General features: G+C 49.6%; 14 protein-coding genes. 12 read left to right on the top strand and 2 right to left on the bottom strand.

Annotated elements, in window-relative coordinates; genetic code table 11:
- Positions 1-75: 75 nt before the first annotated feature.
- The gene (locus DEV76_RS15630; protein ID WP_157962917.1) at positions 76-1,068 is read right to left on the bottom strand and encodes a helix-turn-helix domain-containing protein; all 993 of its coding nucleotides are present in this window, start codon (positions 1,066-1,068) and stop codon (positions 76-78) included.
- Positions 1,069-1,162: 94 nt separating this feature from the next.
- Between DEV76_RS15630 and DEV76_RS25950 the strand changes: the two genes are divergently transcribed.
- The 12 genes from DEV76_RS25950 (at position 1,163) to DEV76_RS15575 (ending at position 13,263) form a co-directional block, all read left to right on the top strand.
- Positions 1,163-1,372 (top strand): hypothetical protein, encoded by a 210-nt coding sequence (locus DEV76_RS25950; protein WP_157962916.1) that lies wholly within the window; start codon positions 1,163-1,165, stop codon positions 1,370-1,372.
- A 325-nt stretch (positions 1,373-1,697) separates the two neighbouring features.
- Positions 1,698-4,064 (top strand): TonB-dependent receptor, encoded by a 2,367-nt coding sequence (locus tag DEV76_RS15625; RefSeq protein WP_109699032.1) that lies wholly within the window; start codon positions 1,698-1,700, stop codon positions 4,062-4,064.
- A gap of 18 nt (positions 4,065-4,082) precedes the next feature.
- Positions 4,083-4,955, top strand: a complete 873-nt coding sequence (locus DEV76_RS15620; RefSeq protein ID WP_109698851.1) for a DUF4249 domain-containing protein — start codon at positions 4,083-4,085, stop codon at positions 4,953-4,955.
- Between the two features lie 39 nt (positions 4,956-4,994).
- Positions 4,995-5,612: an ABC transporter substrate-binding protein gene (locus tag DEV76_RS15615; protein WP_109698850.1), complete on the top strand. Its 618-nt coding sequence runs from the start codon at positions 4,995-4,997 to the stop codon at positions 5,610-5,612.
- 118 nt (positions 5,613-5,730) lie between these two features.
- Positions 5,731-6,633, top strand: a complete 903-nt coding sequence (locus DEV76_RS15610) for a sterol desaturase family protein (RefSeq protein WP_109698849.1) — start codon at positions 5,731-5,733, stop codon at positions 6,631-6,633.
- A 37-nt stretch (positions 6,634-6,670) separates the two neighbouring features.
- Positions 6,671-7,105 (top strand): BlaI/MecI/CopY family transcriptional regulator, encoded by a 435-nt coding sequence (locus DEV76_RS15605; RefSeq protein ID WP_232826961.1) that lies wholly within the window; start codon positions 6,671-6,673, stop codon positions 7,103-7,105.
- 12 nt (positions 7,106-7,117) lie between these two features.
- Entirely contained in the window at positions 7,118-9,517 is a 2,400-nt protein-coding gene (locus DEV76_RS15600; protein ID WP_109698847.1) for a M56 family metallopeptidase, read from the top strand.
- Between the two features lie 132 nt (positions 9,518-9,649).
- Entirely contained in the window at positions 9,650-10,141 is a 492-nt protein-coding gene (locus DEV76_RS15595) for a YajQ family cyclic di-GMP-binding protein (RefSeq protein WP_109698846.1), read from the top strand.
- Between the two features lie 63 nt (positions 10,142-10,204).
- A complete protein-coding gene (locus DEV76_RS15590) occupies positions 10,205-10,459 on the top strand; it encodes a type B 50S ribosomal protein L31 (protein ID WP_109698845.1) in 255 nt (84 codons plus the stop codon).
- Positions 10,460-10,527: 68 nt separating this feature from the next.
- A complete protein-coding gene (locus DEV76_RS15585; protein ID WP_109698844.1) occupies positions 10,528-11,694 on the top strand; it encodes a putative sugar nucleotidyl transferase in 1,167 nt (388 codons plus the stop codon).
- Positions 11,695-11,736: 42 nt separating this feature from the next.
- A complete protein-coding gene (tpiA, locus tag DEV76_RS15580) occupies positions 11,737-12,495 on the top strand; it encodes a triose-phosphate isomerase (RefSeq protein ID WP_109699031.1) in 759 nt (252 codons plus the stop codon).
- A 186-nt stretch (positions 12,496-12,681) separates the two neighbouring features.
- Positions 12,682-13,263 (top strand): 2'-5' RNA ligase family protein, encoded by a 582-nt coding sequence (locus tag DEV76_RS15575; protein ID WP_109698843.1) that lies wholly within the window; start codon positions 12,682-12,684, stop codon positions 13,261-13,263.
- 1,080 nt (positions 13,264-14,343) lie between these two features.
- On the opposite strand, the gene DEV76_RS26210 is transcribed toward DEV76_RS15575, so the two are convergent.
- Positions 14,344-14,527: hypothetical protein (locus tag DEV76_RS26210; RefSeq protein ID WP_232826960.1), on the bottom strand; the 184-nt coding region annotated here is incomplete at its 5' end.

Below are 14,527 nucleotides of genomic sequence, written 5' to 3'. Positions count from 1 at the left end.
TATTTGTGAAATGCCCGAAAATAGGGCAAAAGAGCCTATTCTGATAGTAATTTAACTCAAATAGTATCTGAACCTTTATTTCGATTGAAATTCACGGGGGCTGCAGCTGAACTTTTTCCGGAAGGCGTTACTGAAATGCTGCAGGGAAGAATACCCCAGTTCATCGGCGATTTCGGTAAAGCTCATGTTCCCCTGCCGGATCATGCGCTGGGCTTCTTCCAGGCGGTGTTCACTGAGATAACCGAAAACGGTATTGTTAAACACCTTCCGGAATCCCGATTTCAGCTTGAATTCATTTAACCCCGACTGCCGGGATAGTTCTCCCAGCGATAATGGTTCCTGGGCATTGGCAAGCAGCAGGTCGCGCGCATACCGGATTCTTTCTTCATCAGACCGGATGAGCGACATCTTATCAGGACGGGCAACCCCATCCAGCTCAAACTGCTCGCACTGGAGCGCCAGTAACTCGATAGCTTTGGACTGGAGGAAGAGCTTCTTCAGTCCGCCGGTGAAATGACAGTTCTGCACTTCATCGATCACCTGCATCATGCGGGGTGTCATTTTATAGATCTGGTCGGGGTATACCGGCCGGTTGTTTTCCACGTTTTCGCCAAATCGCTCCAGAACGGGGCCGTTATGATGTGCCAGCTGAATGAACCGGTCTTTCATGAATGTGAGTGCAAACACTCTTATTTCCGGCTGCCGTTCTACCTGCAGCTTTTCTTCCGGTTCGGGGCTGTAAACGAGGTTATGTTCAAATTCCCGGGTCCTGAAATCCTTTCTGAGTCCTTTTATGGAGGCAGTCACCTCCCCCCGGATCATGAAATGCATGCCTACGCGCTGGAGGGTATCCAGACTGTCGATTTGCAGTTTCTCGTTTATGACGGCGCTGCCGAACCCCATAAGAAAACCGTCGAAACTGATTTCATGGAAATCCGCCCTGCCTGATTTGAGATTCACTTCATGACGGCGCTCTTTCAGCTCCGCCCGGGAGAAATATTCCGGGCACATCACTGTATCATCGTGAAACAAGACTTCTTTGCGTTCGTTGGTGACGGTGATCGACATAGAAAATCCGTTAAGTGTAAGTTTAAATCCGTTTGATGCAAGCCTTTTAACCTGCCAGGTCCGAATTTTGAGGCAAATTAATTCAAATCGGACCATGATCGGCATCTTCAAAACAAATATCAATACCCAAAGGGAGAAAAACCAGGTAATCCGCGCTTTGTCCGGCGAGTTTTCCGCTACCATGTGCACCCTCGACCTGGAGGATTGCGACAAGGTGTTACGGGTAGATTGCCCGCAAATGGAAGAGCATCAGGTTATCTCCTTCGTGCGCCACCTGGGGTACCAGTGCGCCGTTCTGGATTGAATTTATTCCGTTACGCGCCATGAAATTCCGCTCTTTCAGTGGGAAAAAACATGATTTTCATCAGATGCTGTTGCAACATTAACTTCCTTTTCATCATATTCATTTCCCTTAATTAAGGTATATTTCCATCTCCACTCCACCTGAACGGGCAAACTCCGGCCGCCTTCTCCCATGAAAAGAGCAGGACGGCCATTTTTACCTTCAACATAGAATTAATTTCCCATCCATAGGGGTATGTTCTATTTTGCACGTCATATGTTCGGAAAATGACCGGAACTGGCTTCCGGTACCATGCATCCGCCCTCACTATAAACTGAAAACCAATATGAAATCAACAGCCCGCCTGCTGACGAGCCTTTTACTCATCCTGATTGCTACCGCCTCATCGGCACAGCAACGGTTTACCATCAGCGGTTATGTAAAAGACGAAAACTCCGGCGAAACACTCATCGGCATTTCCATAGGGAAGCCCGGCACTTCCACAGGTACCGTATCCAACGAATACGGCTTCTACTCCCTTACCCTGCCTGCCGGCAAGCACGATATACAGTTTTCCTATATAGGATACCAACCGCAGAAATTCACTATCGACCTTACCGCCAACAAGCGGCTGGACATCAAGCTGGGTAAATCCGACCGTCAGCTCAACGAGGTAGTGATCTCCGGCAAGCAACAGGAAAAGAATATCAATACCCTCAATACCAGCATGAACAAACTCGATATTGCGGAAATCAAAAAGCTGCCCACCTTCATGGGTGAAGTAGACGTGATCCGTACTATCCAGACCCTCCCTGGTGTGAACACTGTAGGTGAAGGCGCCGCCAGCTTCAACGTACGCGGTGGTAATGGCGATGAAAACCTTATCCTGATGGATGAGGCGCCTGTTTACAACTCCACCCACATGCTGGGCTTCTTCTCCGTATTTAATCCTGATGCAGTAAAAAACATCAACCTTGTAAAGGGTGGATTCCCCGCTGAATATGGTGGCAGAACCGCTTCCGTACTTGATATCAGGATGAAAGACGGTAATAACCAGAAGTTCGGAATGACCGGCGGTATCGGTAATATCTTCAGCCGCCTCGCTATTGAAGGTCCGCTGCAGAAAGATAAGTCCTCCTTCATCGTGGCAGGCCGCAGATCGTACATGGACGTGCTCATGAAGCCCTTCCTGAAGGGAGACATGAAAGATACCAAACTGTACTTTTATGACCTGACCGCCAAAGTAAACTTCCAGCTGAATAAGAATAACAGTCTTTTCGTTAGCGGATACTTCGGCCGCGACGTGTTCGGGTTTGGAAAAGAAGCCAATATGAACTGGGGTAACAATACCGCATCGCTGCGCTGGAACCACATCTTCAATAACCGGCTTTTCATGAACCTGACCACTTACTATACCAAATACGATTACAGCCTGAAGTTCCTCAGCAACGAGAAATCCTCTTCCGATCAGGAGTTCAGCTGGAAATCAAACATCATCAACTACGGCGTGAAGCCCAACTTCACCTACTACCTGAATTCCAGCAACACGCTGCATTTCGGTGCTCAGGGAACGTTATACACCTTTAAGCCCGGCAACACCCTTGCCCGCCAGGATGCTGATGAAACACGCATCGTACTCAAAGACAAAAACGCGCTGGAAGGTGCACTCTACCTCGATCATGAGTGGAAAGCCGGTAACAAATTCGGAGTGCAGTACGGCGTACGCCTTTCCGGATTCCAATACAGAGGAAAAGGCACGGCCTATTACTATGCAGACACTACAGCCGGTATCCGTAAACGCTTCCTCGGAACGAAGGACTATGAAAACGGTAAAACCATCGCCGATTATTACTTCCTCGAGCCCCGCCTTTCTGCACGCTATGCCATTAACAGCACATCATCTGTTAAAGCAGCATTCAGCCGTTCCGCACAATACATGCACCAGTTGAGCAACACCGCTTCCCCTACCCCGGTAGACATATGGACGCCTGTTTCCAATAACGTGAAACCACAGCTGACAGATCAGGTAACTGCAGGATATTTCTATAACGCCCCCGGTGATAAATTCGAACTGTCTGCCGAAGTGTTTTATAAGAAAATGCAGGATCAGCTTGACTTTATCGACAACGCAGACCTTGATCTGAACGAATTCATTGAAGGCGACCTGCTGGCATCCAAAGGCCGTGCTTATGGCCTTGAGCTGTATGTAAAGAAAGACATCGGCGCCACTACCGGCTGGATCAGCTATACCCTGAGCCGCTCTGAAAGGAAAACACCCGGCTTAAGCCTGAACGAATGGTTCATTAACCGGTACGACCGTACGCACAACCTGAACATTGTGGCAAGCCACGAATTCACGAAGCGTGCCAGCATGAGTGCCAACTGGATGTTTGCATCCGGGACACCCGCAACGTTTGCCGACAGCCGCCTCGAGTTCCAGGACTGGGACATCCCTTACAACACAACAGAGAAGCGCAACAACTACCGCCTGAAGCCCTTCCACCGCCTCGATCTTTCCTTTACTTACAAGGGCAAGCAGCTGAAACGCTGGAAAGGCGAATGGGTGTTCAGTCTCTACAACGTATATGCGCGGAGAAATGCTTACACCGTATACTTCCGTCAGAACCCTGACGATCCTTCCAAGAAGGAAGCCGTTCGCCTCAGCATCATCGGATCTATCATCCCCGGTATCACTTATAACTTCAAATTCTAATTTCCAAGCACGCTATATATGAAAAGGAACCACACCACCATCGCTCTTCTGCTCGCCGCTGCCGGATTCACCGCCTGCGAAGACACGATCGATATCGATATACCGAAAGGAAAGACCTTCACCGTTGTAGACGCCTGGCTTACTGACGTACCGGGCAAACAACAGATCCGCATTACCCAAACTGTACCTTATACCAGCCAGGGCACAGCACCCGCTGTGAGCGATGCGAAGGTGACGGTAACAGACATCACTGCTAATAAAACCTTCAACTTTATATATGCCAACGGCGTGTATAGCCACGACCCCGGGGCTGGTCAGAAGATCGGTGAAATCGGGCACGTTTATAAACTCCGCCTGGAATTGAAAGAAGGAATATTTGAAGCGCAGGACACCCTGAAACGTGTGCCCGTCATCGATTCCATTGCCGCCGACTTCAAAACGAAAGAAGAAGCGGTTTCAGGGGAAGAAGGCTTCTTTGCCCGGTTTTATGCCAAAGACCTTGTGGGTGCAACCGACTGGTATTGGGTGCGCAGCTACCGCAACAATCTGCAAACCCGCGTGGAAGATATTTTTACCATCGATGGGTCGTATGCGGAAGATGTAGCGGATGGCAAGGATTTCATCCAGCCCATTTCTGAAGGTATTACCGATTACGGCAAACCTTTCCTCGAAGGCGAGAAAGTGATCGTTCGTCTCTCATCCGTTACTAAAAGGAGCCACGCTTTCCTCGACCAGGTGCAGCAACAGATCGACAATGGCGGTTTGTTTGCCAAGATCCTGGAAAACGTACCTACCAATGTGCTGAATACCGATAAAAATTCACAGGGCCGCGTGCTGGGATGGTTTGGCACTTCGGCTGTGTCTTACAAGGAAAAAACTATGCAGAAATAATCTGATCAACCAACAGATCACCCCATAAAAACAACGAACATGAAAAAAACAGGTAAGCGCCTGCTGCTTGCCCTGGCCGTGCTTTGCACCGTGCCGGCACTTGCACAGGACCAAAAGATTGAAAGTCTTGCCCGCGGAGGCAAGGTAAGAGTAGGTGGCTTCGGCGCCCCCGCTATCAAATTCACCACATTCGATGACAAGATGGGCGTATTGCTGGGAGGATATGCCGGGGTAATGCTCAACAGCAAACTGATGCTCGGAGCCGGTGCCTATGCATTGGTTAACAACATCGAAGCCCCCCGTACCCATGCCTCAGACCCTACGCTTTACTGGAACATGTGGTATACCGGTTTTGTGCCTGAATACACGATCAAAGGGAATAAGCTCATCCACATTGCTGCAGGCGCCCTTATTGGCGGCGGCGGTGTAATGAAAAGTGAGCGGTACAAGGAATGGGACGATCATGAATCGCTGGATTACAGCAGCTTCTTCGTAGGTGAACCCCATATAAACCTGGAGCTGAACATCACCTCCTACCTGCGGCTTGGCATTGGCGGATCTTACCGCTTTGTGAAAGGCTCCAATACGGCAGGTATTACCGATGAGAAGCTAAGCGGTCCTTCCGCCCATTTCACTATCAAGGCAGGCCGCTTCTAGCCTGTCAACCACGGATCATCTTTTTAGGCAATACGGGCCGTCACGGGAATTTTCGTTAACTTTTGGCAAAAGGAATATTCCGCAACATCCCCTTACCGATAAAGATGATCCGTTTTTTATGGACCTGATACATTTCGCCATACCTGGTTTCATCCTGCTCATCACCGCCGAAGTGATATTTTCCGCGGTAGAAAAGCGGGGCCTCTACGAAACCAAAGACGCCGCCAGCAGTATCGCCATGGGGCTGGGGAACGTTTTCATCGGGCTGTTTACCAAAGCAGTTATTTACCTGGTGTACCTCGCAGCCTACGAGTTCCGTTTGTTTACCCTCGATGCTGCATTATGGTGGGTATGGGTTTTATGTTTCTTTGCTGACGACCTCACCTATTACTGGTTTCACCGCAGCAGCCATGAGATCCGGTATTTCTGGGCATCCCATGTGGTCCATCATTCCAGCCGCAAATACAATCTTTCCACTGCCCTCCGGCAGACCTGGACGGGCAACCTGAGCGGGGCTTTCCTGTTCTGGATATGGATGCCCTTCCTGGGGTTCCATCCCGCAATGGTAATGGCCATGCAGTCTATCAGCCTGCTATATCAGTTCTGGATACATACAGAAGCCATCAACAAGCTCCCCAGGCCCATAGAATTCATTTTCAATACCCCCTCGCACCACCGCGTGCATCATTCTTCCGAAATAAAGTACCTCGACCGTAACCATGCAGGCGTGCTCATCATATGGGACCGCCTTTTCGGCACATTCCAGCCCGAAGAGGAAAGACCTGTTTACGGGCTGACAGTGAACATCGGCACATATAATCCGCTGCGCATTGCTACCCACGAATGGGCGGCTATCTGGAAAGACCTCCGGCAGGCACGTACCTGGCGGGAAGCCTGGATGTATATATTCGGCGCTCCCGGCTGGGACCCTAATGGCAGCGGGAAAACTGCAAAGGCACTGCGGAAGGCTTCTGAAGCCGGCTCCGCTCCTCCTGCGGGCATGCCGCTCATCCAAAAATAATCCCCCATGTTTTGCAATTACGAAAACTATCGTACATTTGATTACGAAGACATTCGTACAAAGGAGAGATATCATGGAAAACAAGGCTAACAACAAACATATTCGTCCTACCGAAAGCGAGCTGGAAATACTGACGGTCCTTTGGGAGCGTGGTACCAGCACGGTGAGGGAAGTGCATGAAATTCTGGAGAAGCAGAAGGAAGTGGGGTATACCACCACGCTGAAGCTGATGCAGATCATGCATGAAAAGGGCTTGCTTCAGCGGGATGCAAGCGCTAAGACGCATATTTATGAAGCCGCCGTACCGAGGGAGGAAACGCAGGCGCAGTTGCTGAACAAGATGATTGACACGGTATTTTCCGGCTCCGCTTCCCAGCTGGTAATGCAGGCGCTGGGCGGGCACCGCTCTTCGCGCGAGGAGATTGACCGCATTCGTGAGTATCTCAACGAAATCGATAAAAAGCAGTCGTAAAAATACCGTTTTATGAACTTGTTGCATCCTTTCACGACAGACCTTATCCAGGCCTTCGGCTGGACCCTCCTGCATTCTTTCTGGCAGGGCTGCTGCGTCTTTCTCTGTTTGCGCATCGTACTGTGGCTATGGCCGCAGGCGGGGCCGTCCATCAAATACCATCTCTCCTTTTTGTCTCTGACAGGTATTGCCGGATGGTTCGCCGCCACGTTTGCCGCACAATTGAGATCGGCCCGTGAAGCCGCAGAAATAGTATTGGTGAACACCAGTGGCATTTCATCCGTGTCATCACCCATTACCATCGTGAATGCCCCCGCACAAACCGAAGGCTTAAAGGCTGCGCTTCCCGGTATGGAAGCTTACTTTCCCCTGCTGGTTTGTATTTACGTGGTAGGTGTAACCGTGATGCTCATACGGCTTTGTATTGACCTTGCGCAACTGAAAACACTCCGCAAGCAGGGACTTATCTCACTGGGATCGGTTTGGGAAGAGCACCTGGTGGTGCTGGCCCGTAAAATGGGGATCAGCAAACGCGTGGGACTGCATATTTCCAAACATCTGCAGGTGCCGGTGATGATCGGCTTCCTCCGCCCCGTGATACTCCTCCCAGCTGCCATGGTTAACAACATGAGTCCGGAACAGCTGGAAGCCATTCTCCTGCATGAACTGGCACACATCAAACGCAATGATTATCTCCTGAATATCTTCCAATCCATTGTAGAAACGCTCCTTTTCTTCAACCCGTTCGTATGGTGGATATCCCGCAACATCCGCCTGGAACGTGAACACTGCTGCGACGACCTGGTAATTGCCGGAACCGTTCAGCCCATGCACTACGCCAAAGCCCTGGTTGCACTGGAAGAATACCGGTTGACCGTGAACCCGATGGCAATGGCCGCCGCGCATGACAGGCACCATTTATTTCATCGTATCAAACGTATCATGGAAATGAAAACTAAACATCTTAACTATAGCCAGCGGCTCCTGGCACTGCTGATCATACTTTCCGGCCTCGTTTCCATAGCCTGGCTGAACCCGGACAGCAGGCGCAGCCGCAAAGAAAATAAAGCAGATACCGTGGCGCCCAAAGCGGTAACAGGTAAAACTGCACAGCCATCTCCTTCCGCCCAGCCTGACGTACCGGATTTCATTATAGCACCCACGCCTCCTGCGGCACCGGCCCCTGCCGCAATGCCTAAGGCACCTGAGGCTCCCGCTGCACCTGACTGCAACGTGCCTTGTCCTGAACCTCCGGTTACAGCAGAGGGATTTCCTGCACCACCCGTGCCCCCTTTGCCTCCTTTAGCTCCAGCTACACCAAGAGGCCCGATGGCTCCTTTGCCCCCGGCACCTCCCGCTCCCCCGGTTGCGCCTTTAACACCCGGTGTAGTGTATAACTTCAGCAACAGGAACTCATATTTCTATTCTGATGGCGATACCACTGTGCCCGGAGGCCGTATTATCATCCGCGATAAAGATGGTAAAGCCAAAACTTACAACTCGATCGATGATATGTCGCCCGCTGAAAGGAAAGAGTTTGAAGAAAGCTATCTGAAATACCAGAAGGTTTTCGATAACAAGAACTTCAACTTCGACCATTCTTTTAAATATACTTTCGATTCCTCTTTCCAATTCAAGGACATCGACTTCCGCAAGGTTCAGCTTCAGGCGCTTGAACAACTGGAAAACATGGACCTCAGCCAGTTACAGTTCGATCTGAACAAAATCGGGGTTATGAAATACGAAATGCTTTCTGATGATGTAAAAATGCATATCAAGAAGGCAGACTGGGACAAAGCCATGAAGGAAACCCGCAAGAATCTCCAAAAAATTGACTGGAAAAAGCAACAGCATGAGATCCGTAAAATGAATGAAAAGTTGCGGAAAGACGCGGAAAAGTACAGGACAGACGCTGAGAAATTCCATAAAGACGAAGCCCGTTTCCGGGTAGACGCGGATAAGTTCAAAGTGACCGAGGAAAAATGGCGCATGGAAACTGAACGCGCACATAACGCCGCAATGGCCCGTGCCGATGTAGTACGCAAGCATTCCGACAAACTTACTGCCGAGCAAATTGCCCGGGTAAAGCAACAGGAAGCCCGCATTCAGGAGATGAGCCGCAAGCATGAAGCCCGCGCCCGGGAAATGGAAGTAAAACACCGTAACCTTACCGAACGCAATAAAGCCACTACCGAGAATTACAATAAACTGCTGAAGCAAATGGAATCCGATAAGCTCATTGACCGTAATGAAGGCTTCCATATTGAAAAGAAAGGCAATGACCTGTTCATCAATGGAAAGAAACAATCTAATGATGTACGCAGTAAATATGAACAATATCTTGAAAACGATAACGTTACTATACGTGGGAAACAAACTGACCTGCACATCCATGCGCAAAACAACAATTGACCGCATGCAGGCTCTTTACCCGCTCATGTAACCATTCTCCGCCATTCTATCTTCATTTCCGCTGCCGGTTCCGGTGGCGGTTTTTTCTTATATTTGCCCCTCGTTTATTCACATTTTTAAAAACCCGCGTATATGCCGTCTTTCGATATCGTGAGCAAAGTTGATCTCCAAACCCTGGATAATGCTATTAATACCGTTAAGAAAGAAATCAACAACCGGTACGACTTCAAGGGCTCTCCTGTTGAAATTGACCTGGATAAGAAGGAAATGATCGTAAAACTGGAAGTGGAATCGGATATGAAGCTGGACCAGGTGATTGATGTACTGATCAGCAGGAGCATGCGCCAGGGGCTTGCCGCCGAAATCTACGACCTTAGCAAAGAACATTATGTGAGCGGGAAGATCGTGAAAAAAGAAGTGCCGGTCCGAAACGGTATCAAACAGGAAGACGCTAAGAAAGTGGTGAAAATGATCAAGGATTCCGGGCTGAAGGTGCAGGCTGCCATTATGGACGATATTGTTCGGGTTACCGGCAAGAAAATAGATGATTTACAAGACGTTATACAGAAATGCAAAGAAGCCAATCTGGGGATTCCCTTGCAATATGTAAATATGAAAAGCTAATTTTTCTTTGGATTTTCAATTTATTGCTTTACCTTTGCGCTCTGTATTTATTAACTTATTGATATGAAACAGGGAATTCATCCGGAAAATTATAGATTCGTAGTGTTTAAAGACATGTCCAATGGGGATAGCTTCCTGGGCAAATCCACCACTCCTACCCGCGAAACCATCACCTGGGAAGACGGGAACGAGTATCCAGTGATTAAACTTGAGATCTCCAATACTTCTCACCCGTTCTATACCGGTAAGAACGTACTGGTGGATACTGCAGGTCGTATCGACAAATTCAACAAACGTTACAAGAAAGACGCTAAATAAGCCTCTTCCGAATATTTTTATTGGTCCCGCCGAATGCTTTCGGCGGGATTTTTTTATTTTGCCCCGTTATGAACCGACACTACATCCTGTTTGACACGCCCGAGCGCGACGAGCTCTACCCCTTTACCCATACGCGCCCCGTTGCCGAAATCCGGACGGGCATCCTCACTATTCGCGAAAAATGGGAAAAATGGCTGGGTACAGGACCGCTCAGCAGCTTTACCACTGAATACCTTCAGGCGAAATTCCCCCTGCAGAAAGCCCCTGCAAAGAGTATAACCGTGCTGGTAAACGGGCACCTCCTCCCCTCTACCGGACTGGTGGAAACACTTGCATGTATGGAGCCGGGCCAGGAATTGTATAAAAACGGCCGGCTGCTGGCAAAGCTCATCAGCGGGGAAGACTTCTTCGCACCGGCTACCCGCGTGCGGCTTGAATACGAAGGTGAAATCCGGCGGATAGACCAGCCATGGGACATTATCCGGCATAACGACAGCGCCCTGCGCGACGATTTCGCATTGCTGACTAAAGGCCGGAAATCCGCCACTATCTCTTCTACGAATCAGGTAGTGAATGCCAATGACGTTTTCCTGGAACCGGGTGCCAGGGTAGAATGCAGTATTCTTAATGCCACCAACGGACCGATCTACATCGGTAAGGATGCAGAAATCATGGAAGGCAACCTCATCCGCGGGCCATTCGCCATGGGTGAAGGGGCGGTACTCAAAATGGGAAGCCGGATATACGGCGCCACCACACTGGGTCCGCGCAGCGTTGCCGGAGGAGAGATCAAGAACACCGTTTTCTTTGCCCATTCCAATAAGGGGCACGACGGTTACCTGGGCGATGCGGTAATAGGCGAATGGTGTAATCTTGGCGCCAATACCAGCTGTTCTAACATGAAAAACAATGCCCGCGAGGTACGGATCTGGATGGAAGCCAAACAGGCGTATTGGCCGGCAGGTAATAAATGCGGGGTATTGATGGGCGATTTCAGCCGTTGCGGGATCAATACCATGTTCAATACCGGCACAGTGGTAGGCGTAAGCTGCAACGTGTTTGGCGGCAATTTCCCGCCCAAATACCTCCCCTCCTTCAGCTGGGGCGGTGCAGGTGTCACAGACAAATACAGGCTCGAAGAAGCGCTCCGGGATGCCGATGCGTGGATGCGGCTGAAGGGTGCGCAGCTTATGGAAGCCGACCGCGAAATTCTAACCCGGATATTTCGAGGATAAATGCGTATTTTTCGCGCCACTTATCAAAAGCACCGTAAAATCATGAGAAAGAAGATCGTAGCAGGCAACTGGAAAATGAACCTGACCCTCGCAGAAGGCGAGCAACTGGTGAACGATATCCTGGCCGCAGGCTTAACCCTGGCAGAAGATCAGGCTGTGGTAATAGCCCCGCCTTTCCCCTACCTGGCGAAAGTGAAGCAGCTCACCCGCAACTATCCCGGCATTTTCGTTGCCGCACAAAACTGCGCCAGCGAGAAGTCAGGCGCATATACCGGTGAAGTTTCAGCCTCTATGCTGGCTTCTGTTGGTATTGCCTACGTAATCCTCGGCCACTCCGAACGCCGGGAGTATTTCAATGAAACGAATGCACAGCTGGCGAAGAAGATCGATCAGGTGCTGGCAACCGGACTGAAGCCTATCTTCTGCTGCGGCGAGCCGCTGGAAGTGCGGAAAGCGGAAACGCAGAACGCATATGTGGCAAAGCAGTTGGAAGAAAGCCTGTATCACCTCGATGCAGAAGCGCTGAAGAATATCGTGATTGCATATGAGCCTATCTGGGCTATTGGTACCGGCCTTACTGCGAGTGCACAACAGGCGCAGGATATGCATGCATTCATCCGTGCGCAGATTGCTGCAAAATACGGACGGGAAGCAGCGCTTGGGCTTACGATCCTGTATGGTGGCAGTGCCAAGCCTTCTAACGCGGTTGAGCTGTTTGCATCTCCTGATGTGGATGGCGGCCTGATCGGCGGGGCATCGCTGGTAGCGGCAGACTTTGCTGCGATCATTAAAAGCCTTTAATCGTATTACAAATAATAGTGGCTGAGGAAGTTATGCTTCCCGGCCATTTTTTTTAGTATTATTTGCTAACTTTTTTAGTATTTGCCAATTTTCTTCGTATATTTGTATTGTGAAAGAGGGGCTGTTATTATGTTGCTGTATATGATAACAGTTGTTTCGAATTGATGATTGCATAATCATAACGACATGGAACAGGAAGTATTACATGATTACATGCTGGTAGTGCATCCGGACGCGCAAACGGTTCAGGATGTGAGTATGTACAAGCATTTGATAGCAGAAGAGCTGGGATCGAATCCGGCGGCATTTTCGCAGGCGCATATTGCGCTGTTCAGGTCCGAGTTTCCTGAACGTTATGAACAGGTGTTCGTAACGATGCTGGAGGGGCTTGTGGCAGATCAGTCGGCATTCACGGTGTATACGTCCCGCATAGATCATGGCCGTCATGCAAACGGGCGCCATACGTTTTATGTGAACGTGGCTAATCCTAAGCCTTTGGAGGAGCTTCACAGGAAAGTGTTGCGTGCTTTCGAGCTGGAGCCGGGCAGCTATCGTCCGCATATAGCCCTTGCACGTTCGTTGCAGCCGCATCAGTTTACACAGTTAGCGCCTTACCTCTCAGGTAAAGTGTTTGTACGGAGTTTCCATTGCCACAGTTTTAGTTTACTGAAGCGTTTGGCAGGGAGCGACCGTTACGAGCTGGTTCGTGAGTTCAACTTCGGAAAGGAGGTTCCTTCGAGCCACCCTCTGTTCCATCGTGCGGCCTAGGTGGCACTGCGGGTGTGGTCATTTATTAGGGCAGCAGCGAAGCTGAAGGGCATTCTTTGAGGATGCTGAGGCAAAGGCGGACTGCAATCATGACCCTGGCCAAACGACCAACCCCGATCAGTGGAGTTATAAAAAACGGCAGAAGGTAATGCTATTTACCAGGAGAAGGAGTTGAGTAGCGGAGGTCACAGCAAATGTTCATGGTAGATTTAGCTAACCTGGATGAAGGAACTCCTAAAGACAGCGGCCCTGCAATGTTAGTTACCGGCACAAAAACTCAGGTTGAGGAAATCACTGGAGGAGTCATGGTAAGAACAATGCAAAAAGAGACCAACTGCAAAGATGTGGTCAGTAATTTGACTGCAGGCTGGAGAAACGGCACTTCATGGAAATCGGGCTCCGCGGTCATAATCCGGTTAATTCGGTAAAAGTAAATCAAGCGAAAAGACAGTAATAATGACACAACTGTTGAATATATTTTTTAGAGTCAGTATCATTTAGTTACGGGTCGGGCGTTTATCACCCGGCCCCTTCTACCCTAACCCATCTGCTTACTACCCATCCGATTCAGGAAAACACCCTTGCATTCGCATGCTTTTGGGCATGCACCGGTAAAATATGGAAAATGGAATCATCGGCTAATACGCCTGGTGACGGAATATCATTGTCAATGAGATATTTCGTTTGCCGGAAGTATAGTGGCCGGGAAGCGCACTGGACTGTCGGCACTTCCGGTACGTGAGGTTTCTTTTCAGGGATAGATGCGTCATTGCATACCCACCCTGACAGGACAACACTTTCGTGCCTCAGAGAAACTGTTGCAGCTTGACGATTCCTGTTTCAGGAGATTATAGCATTTCTGATAAGAGCAGGCTCTGCCAGTTCTGTCCGGAGTTAGGATTCGTGTTTAAAGTAGGTACGAGATTTCCTTGTTCTTATAAGGGCGTGTTCGTATTCGAATAGGAAATGGCTTTATCTGCCTAGTTCTGGAGTTTGAGCCTTTCTAAGTGGAACAGGACTACCTGGCCATGGGAGATCGCATTAGCACCTACGGGAGGCATTCAATCAAAGGGTTTTGCTTTAGAAGGCAACTGCATCATCAGACAGGAACAGCAGGATACATCGGTTGTATCCGGTAGCTGTATTCGAATCGCCGGAGGTATTGAAGATAAGATTTGCTTTAAAAGGCAACTGCATCATCAGACAGGAACAAGATACATCGGTTATATCCGGAAGCTGTATTCGAATCGCCGGAGGTATTGAA

Source organism: Chitinophaga deserti, assembly GCF_003149455.1.
In the GTDB taxonomy this organism is placed as follows: domain Bacteria; phylum Bacteroidota; class Bacteroidia; order Chitinophagales; family Chitinophagaceae; genus Chitinophaga; species Chitinophaga deserti.
The sequence above is the reverse complement of the archived record's forward strand: the minus strand, read 5'-3'. Positions and strand labels throughout refer to the sequence as shown.

What these genes read in the sequence shown, in the direction of transcription:
- DEV76_RS15630 (WP_157962917.1), bottom strand. Translation starts at nt 1,068, where the DNA reads ATGTCGATCACCGTCACCAACGAACGCAAAGAAGTCTTGTTTCACGAT.
- DEV76_RS25950 (WP_157962916.1), top strand. Translation starts at nt 1,163, where the DNA reads ATGATCGGCATCTTCAAAACAAATATCAATACCCAAAGGGAGAAAAAC.
- DEV76_RS15625 (WP_109699032.1), top strand. Translation starts at nt 1,698, where the DNA reads ATGAAATCAACAGCCCGCCTGCTGACGAGCCTTTTACTCATCCTGATT.
- DEV76_RS15620 (WP_109698851.1), top strand. Translation starts at nt 4,083, where the DNA reads ATGAAAAGGAACCACACCACCATCGCTCTTCTGCTCGCCGCTGCCGGA.
- DEV76_RS15615 (WP_109698850.1), top strand. Translation starts at nt 4,995, where the DNA reads ATGAAAAAAACAGGTAAGCGCCTGCTGCTTGCCCTGGCCGTGCTTTGC.
- DEV76_RS15610 (WP_109698849.1), top strand. Translation starts at nt 5,731, where the DNA reads ATGGACCTGATACATTTCGCCATACCTGGTTTCATCCTGCTCATCACC.
- DEV76_RS15600 (WP_109698847.1), top strand. Translation starts at nt 7,118, where the DNA reads ATGAACTTGTTGCATCCTTTCACGACAGACCTTATCCAGGCCTTCGGC.
- DEV76_RS15595 (WP_109698846.1), top strand. Translation starts at nt 9,650, where the DNA reads ATGCCGTCTTTCGATATCGTGAGCAAAGTTGATCTCCAAACCCTGGAT.
- DEV76_RS15590 (WP_109698845.1), top strand. Translation starts at nt 10,205, where the DNA reads ATGAAACAGGGAATTCATCCGGAAAATTATAGATTCGTAGTGTTTAAA.
- DEV76_RS15585 (WP_109698844.1), top strand. Translation starts at nt 10,528, where the DNA reads ATGAACCGACACTACATCCTGTTTGACACGCCCGAGCGCGACGAGCTC.
- tpiA (WP_109699031.1), top strand. Translation starts at nt 11,737, where the DNA reads ATGAGAAAGAAGATCGTAGCAGGCAACTGGAAAATGAACCTGACCCTC.
- DEV76_RS15575 (WP_109698843.1), top strand. Translation starts at nt 12,682, where the DNA reads ATGGAACAGGAAGTATTACATGATTACATGCTGGTAGTGCATCCGGAC.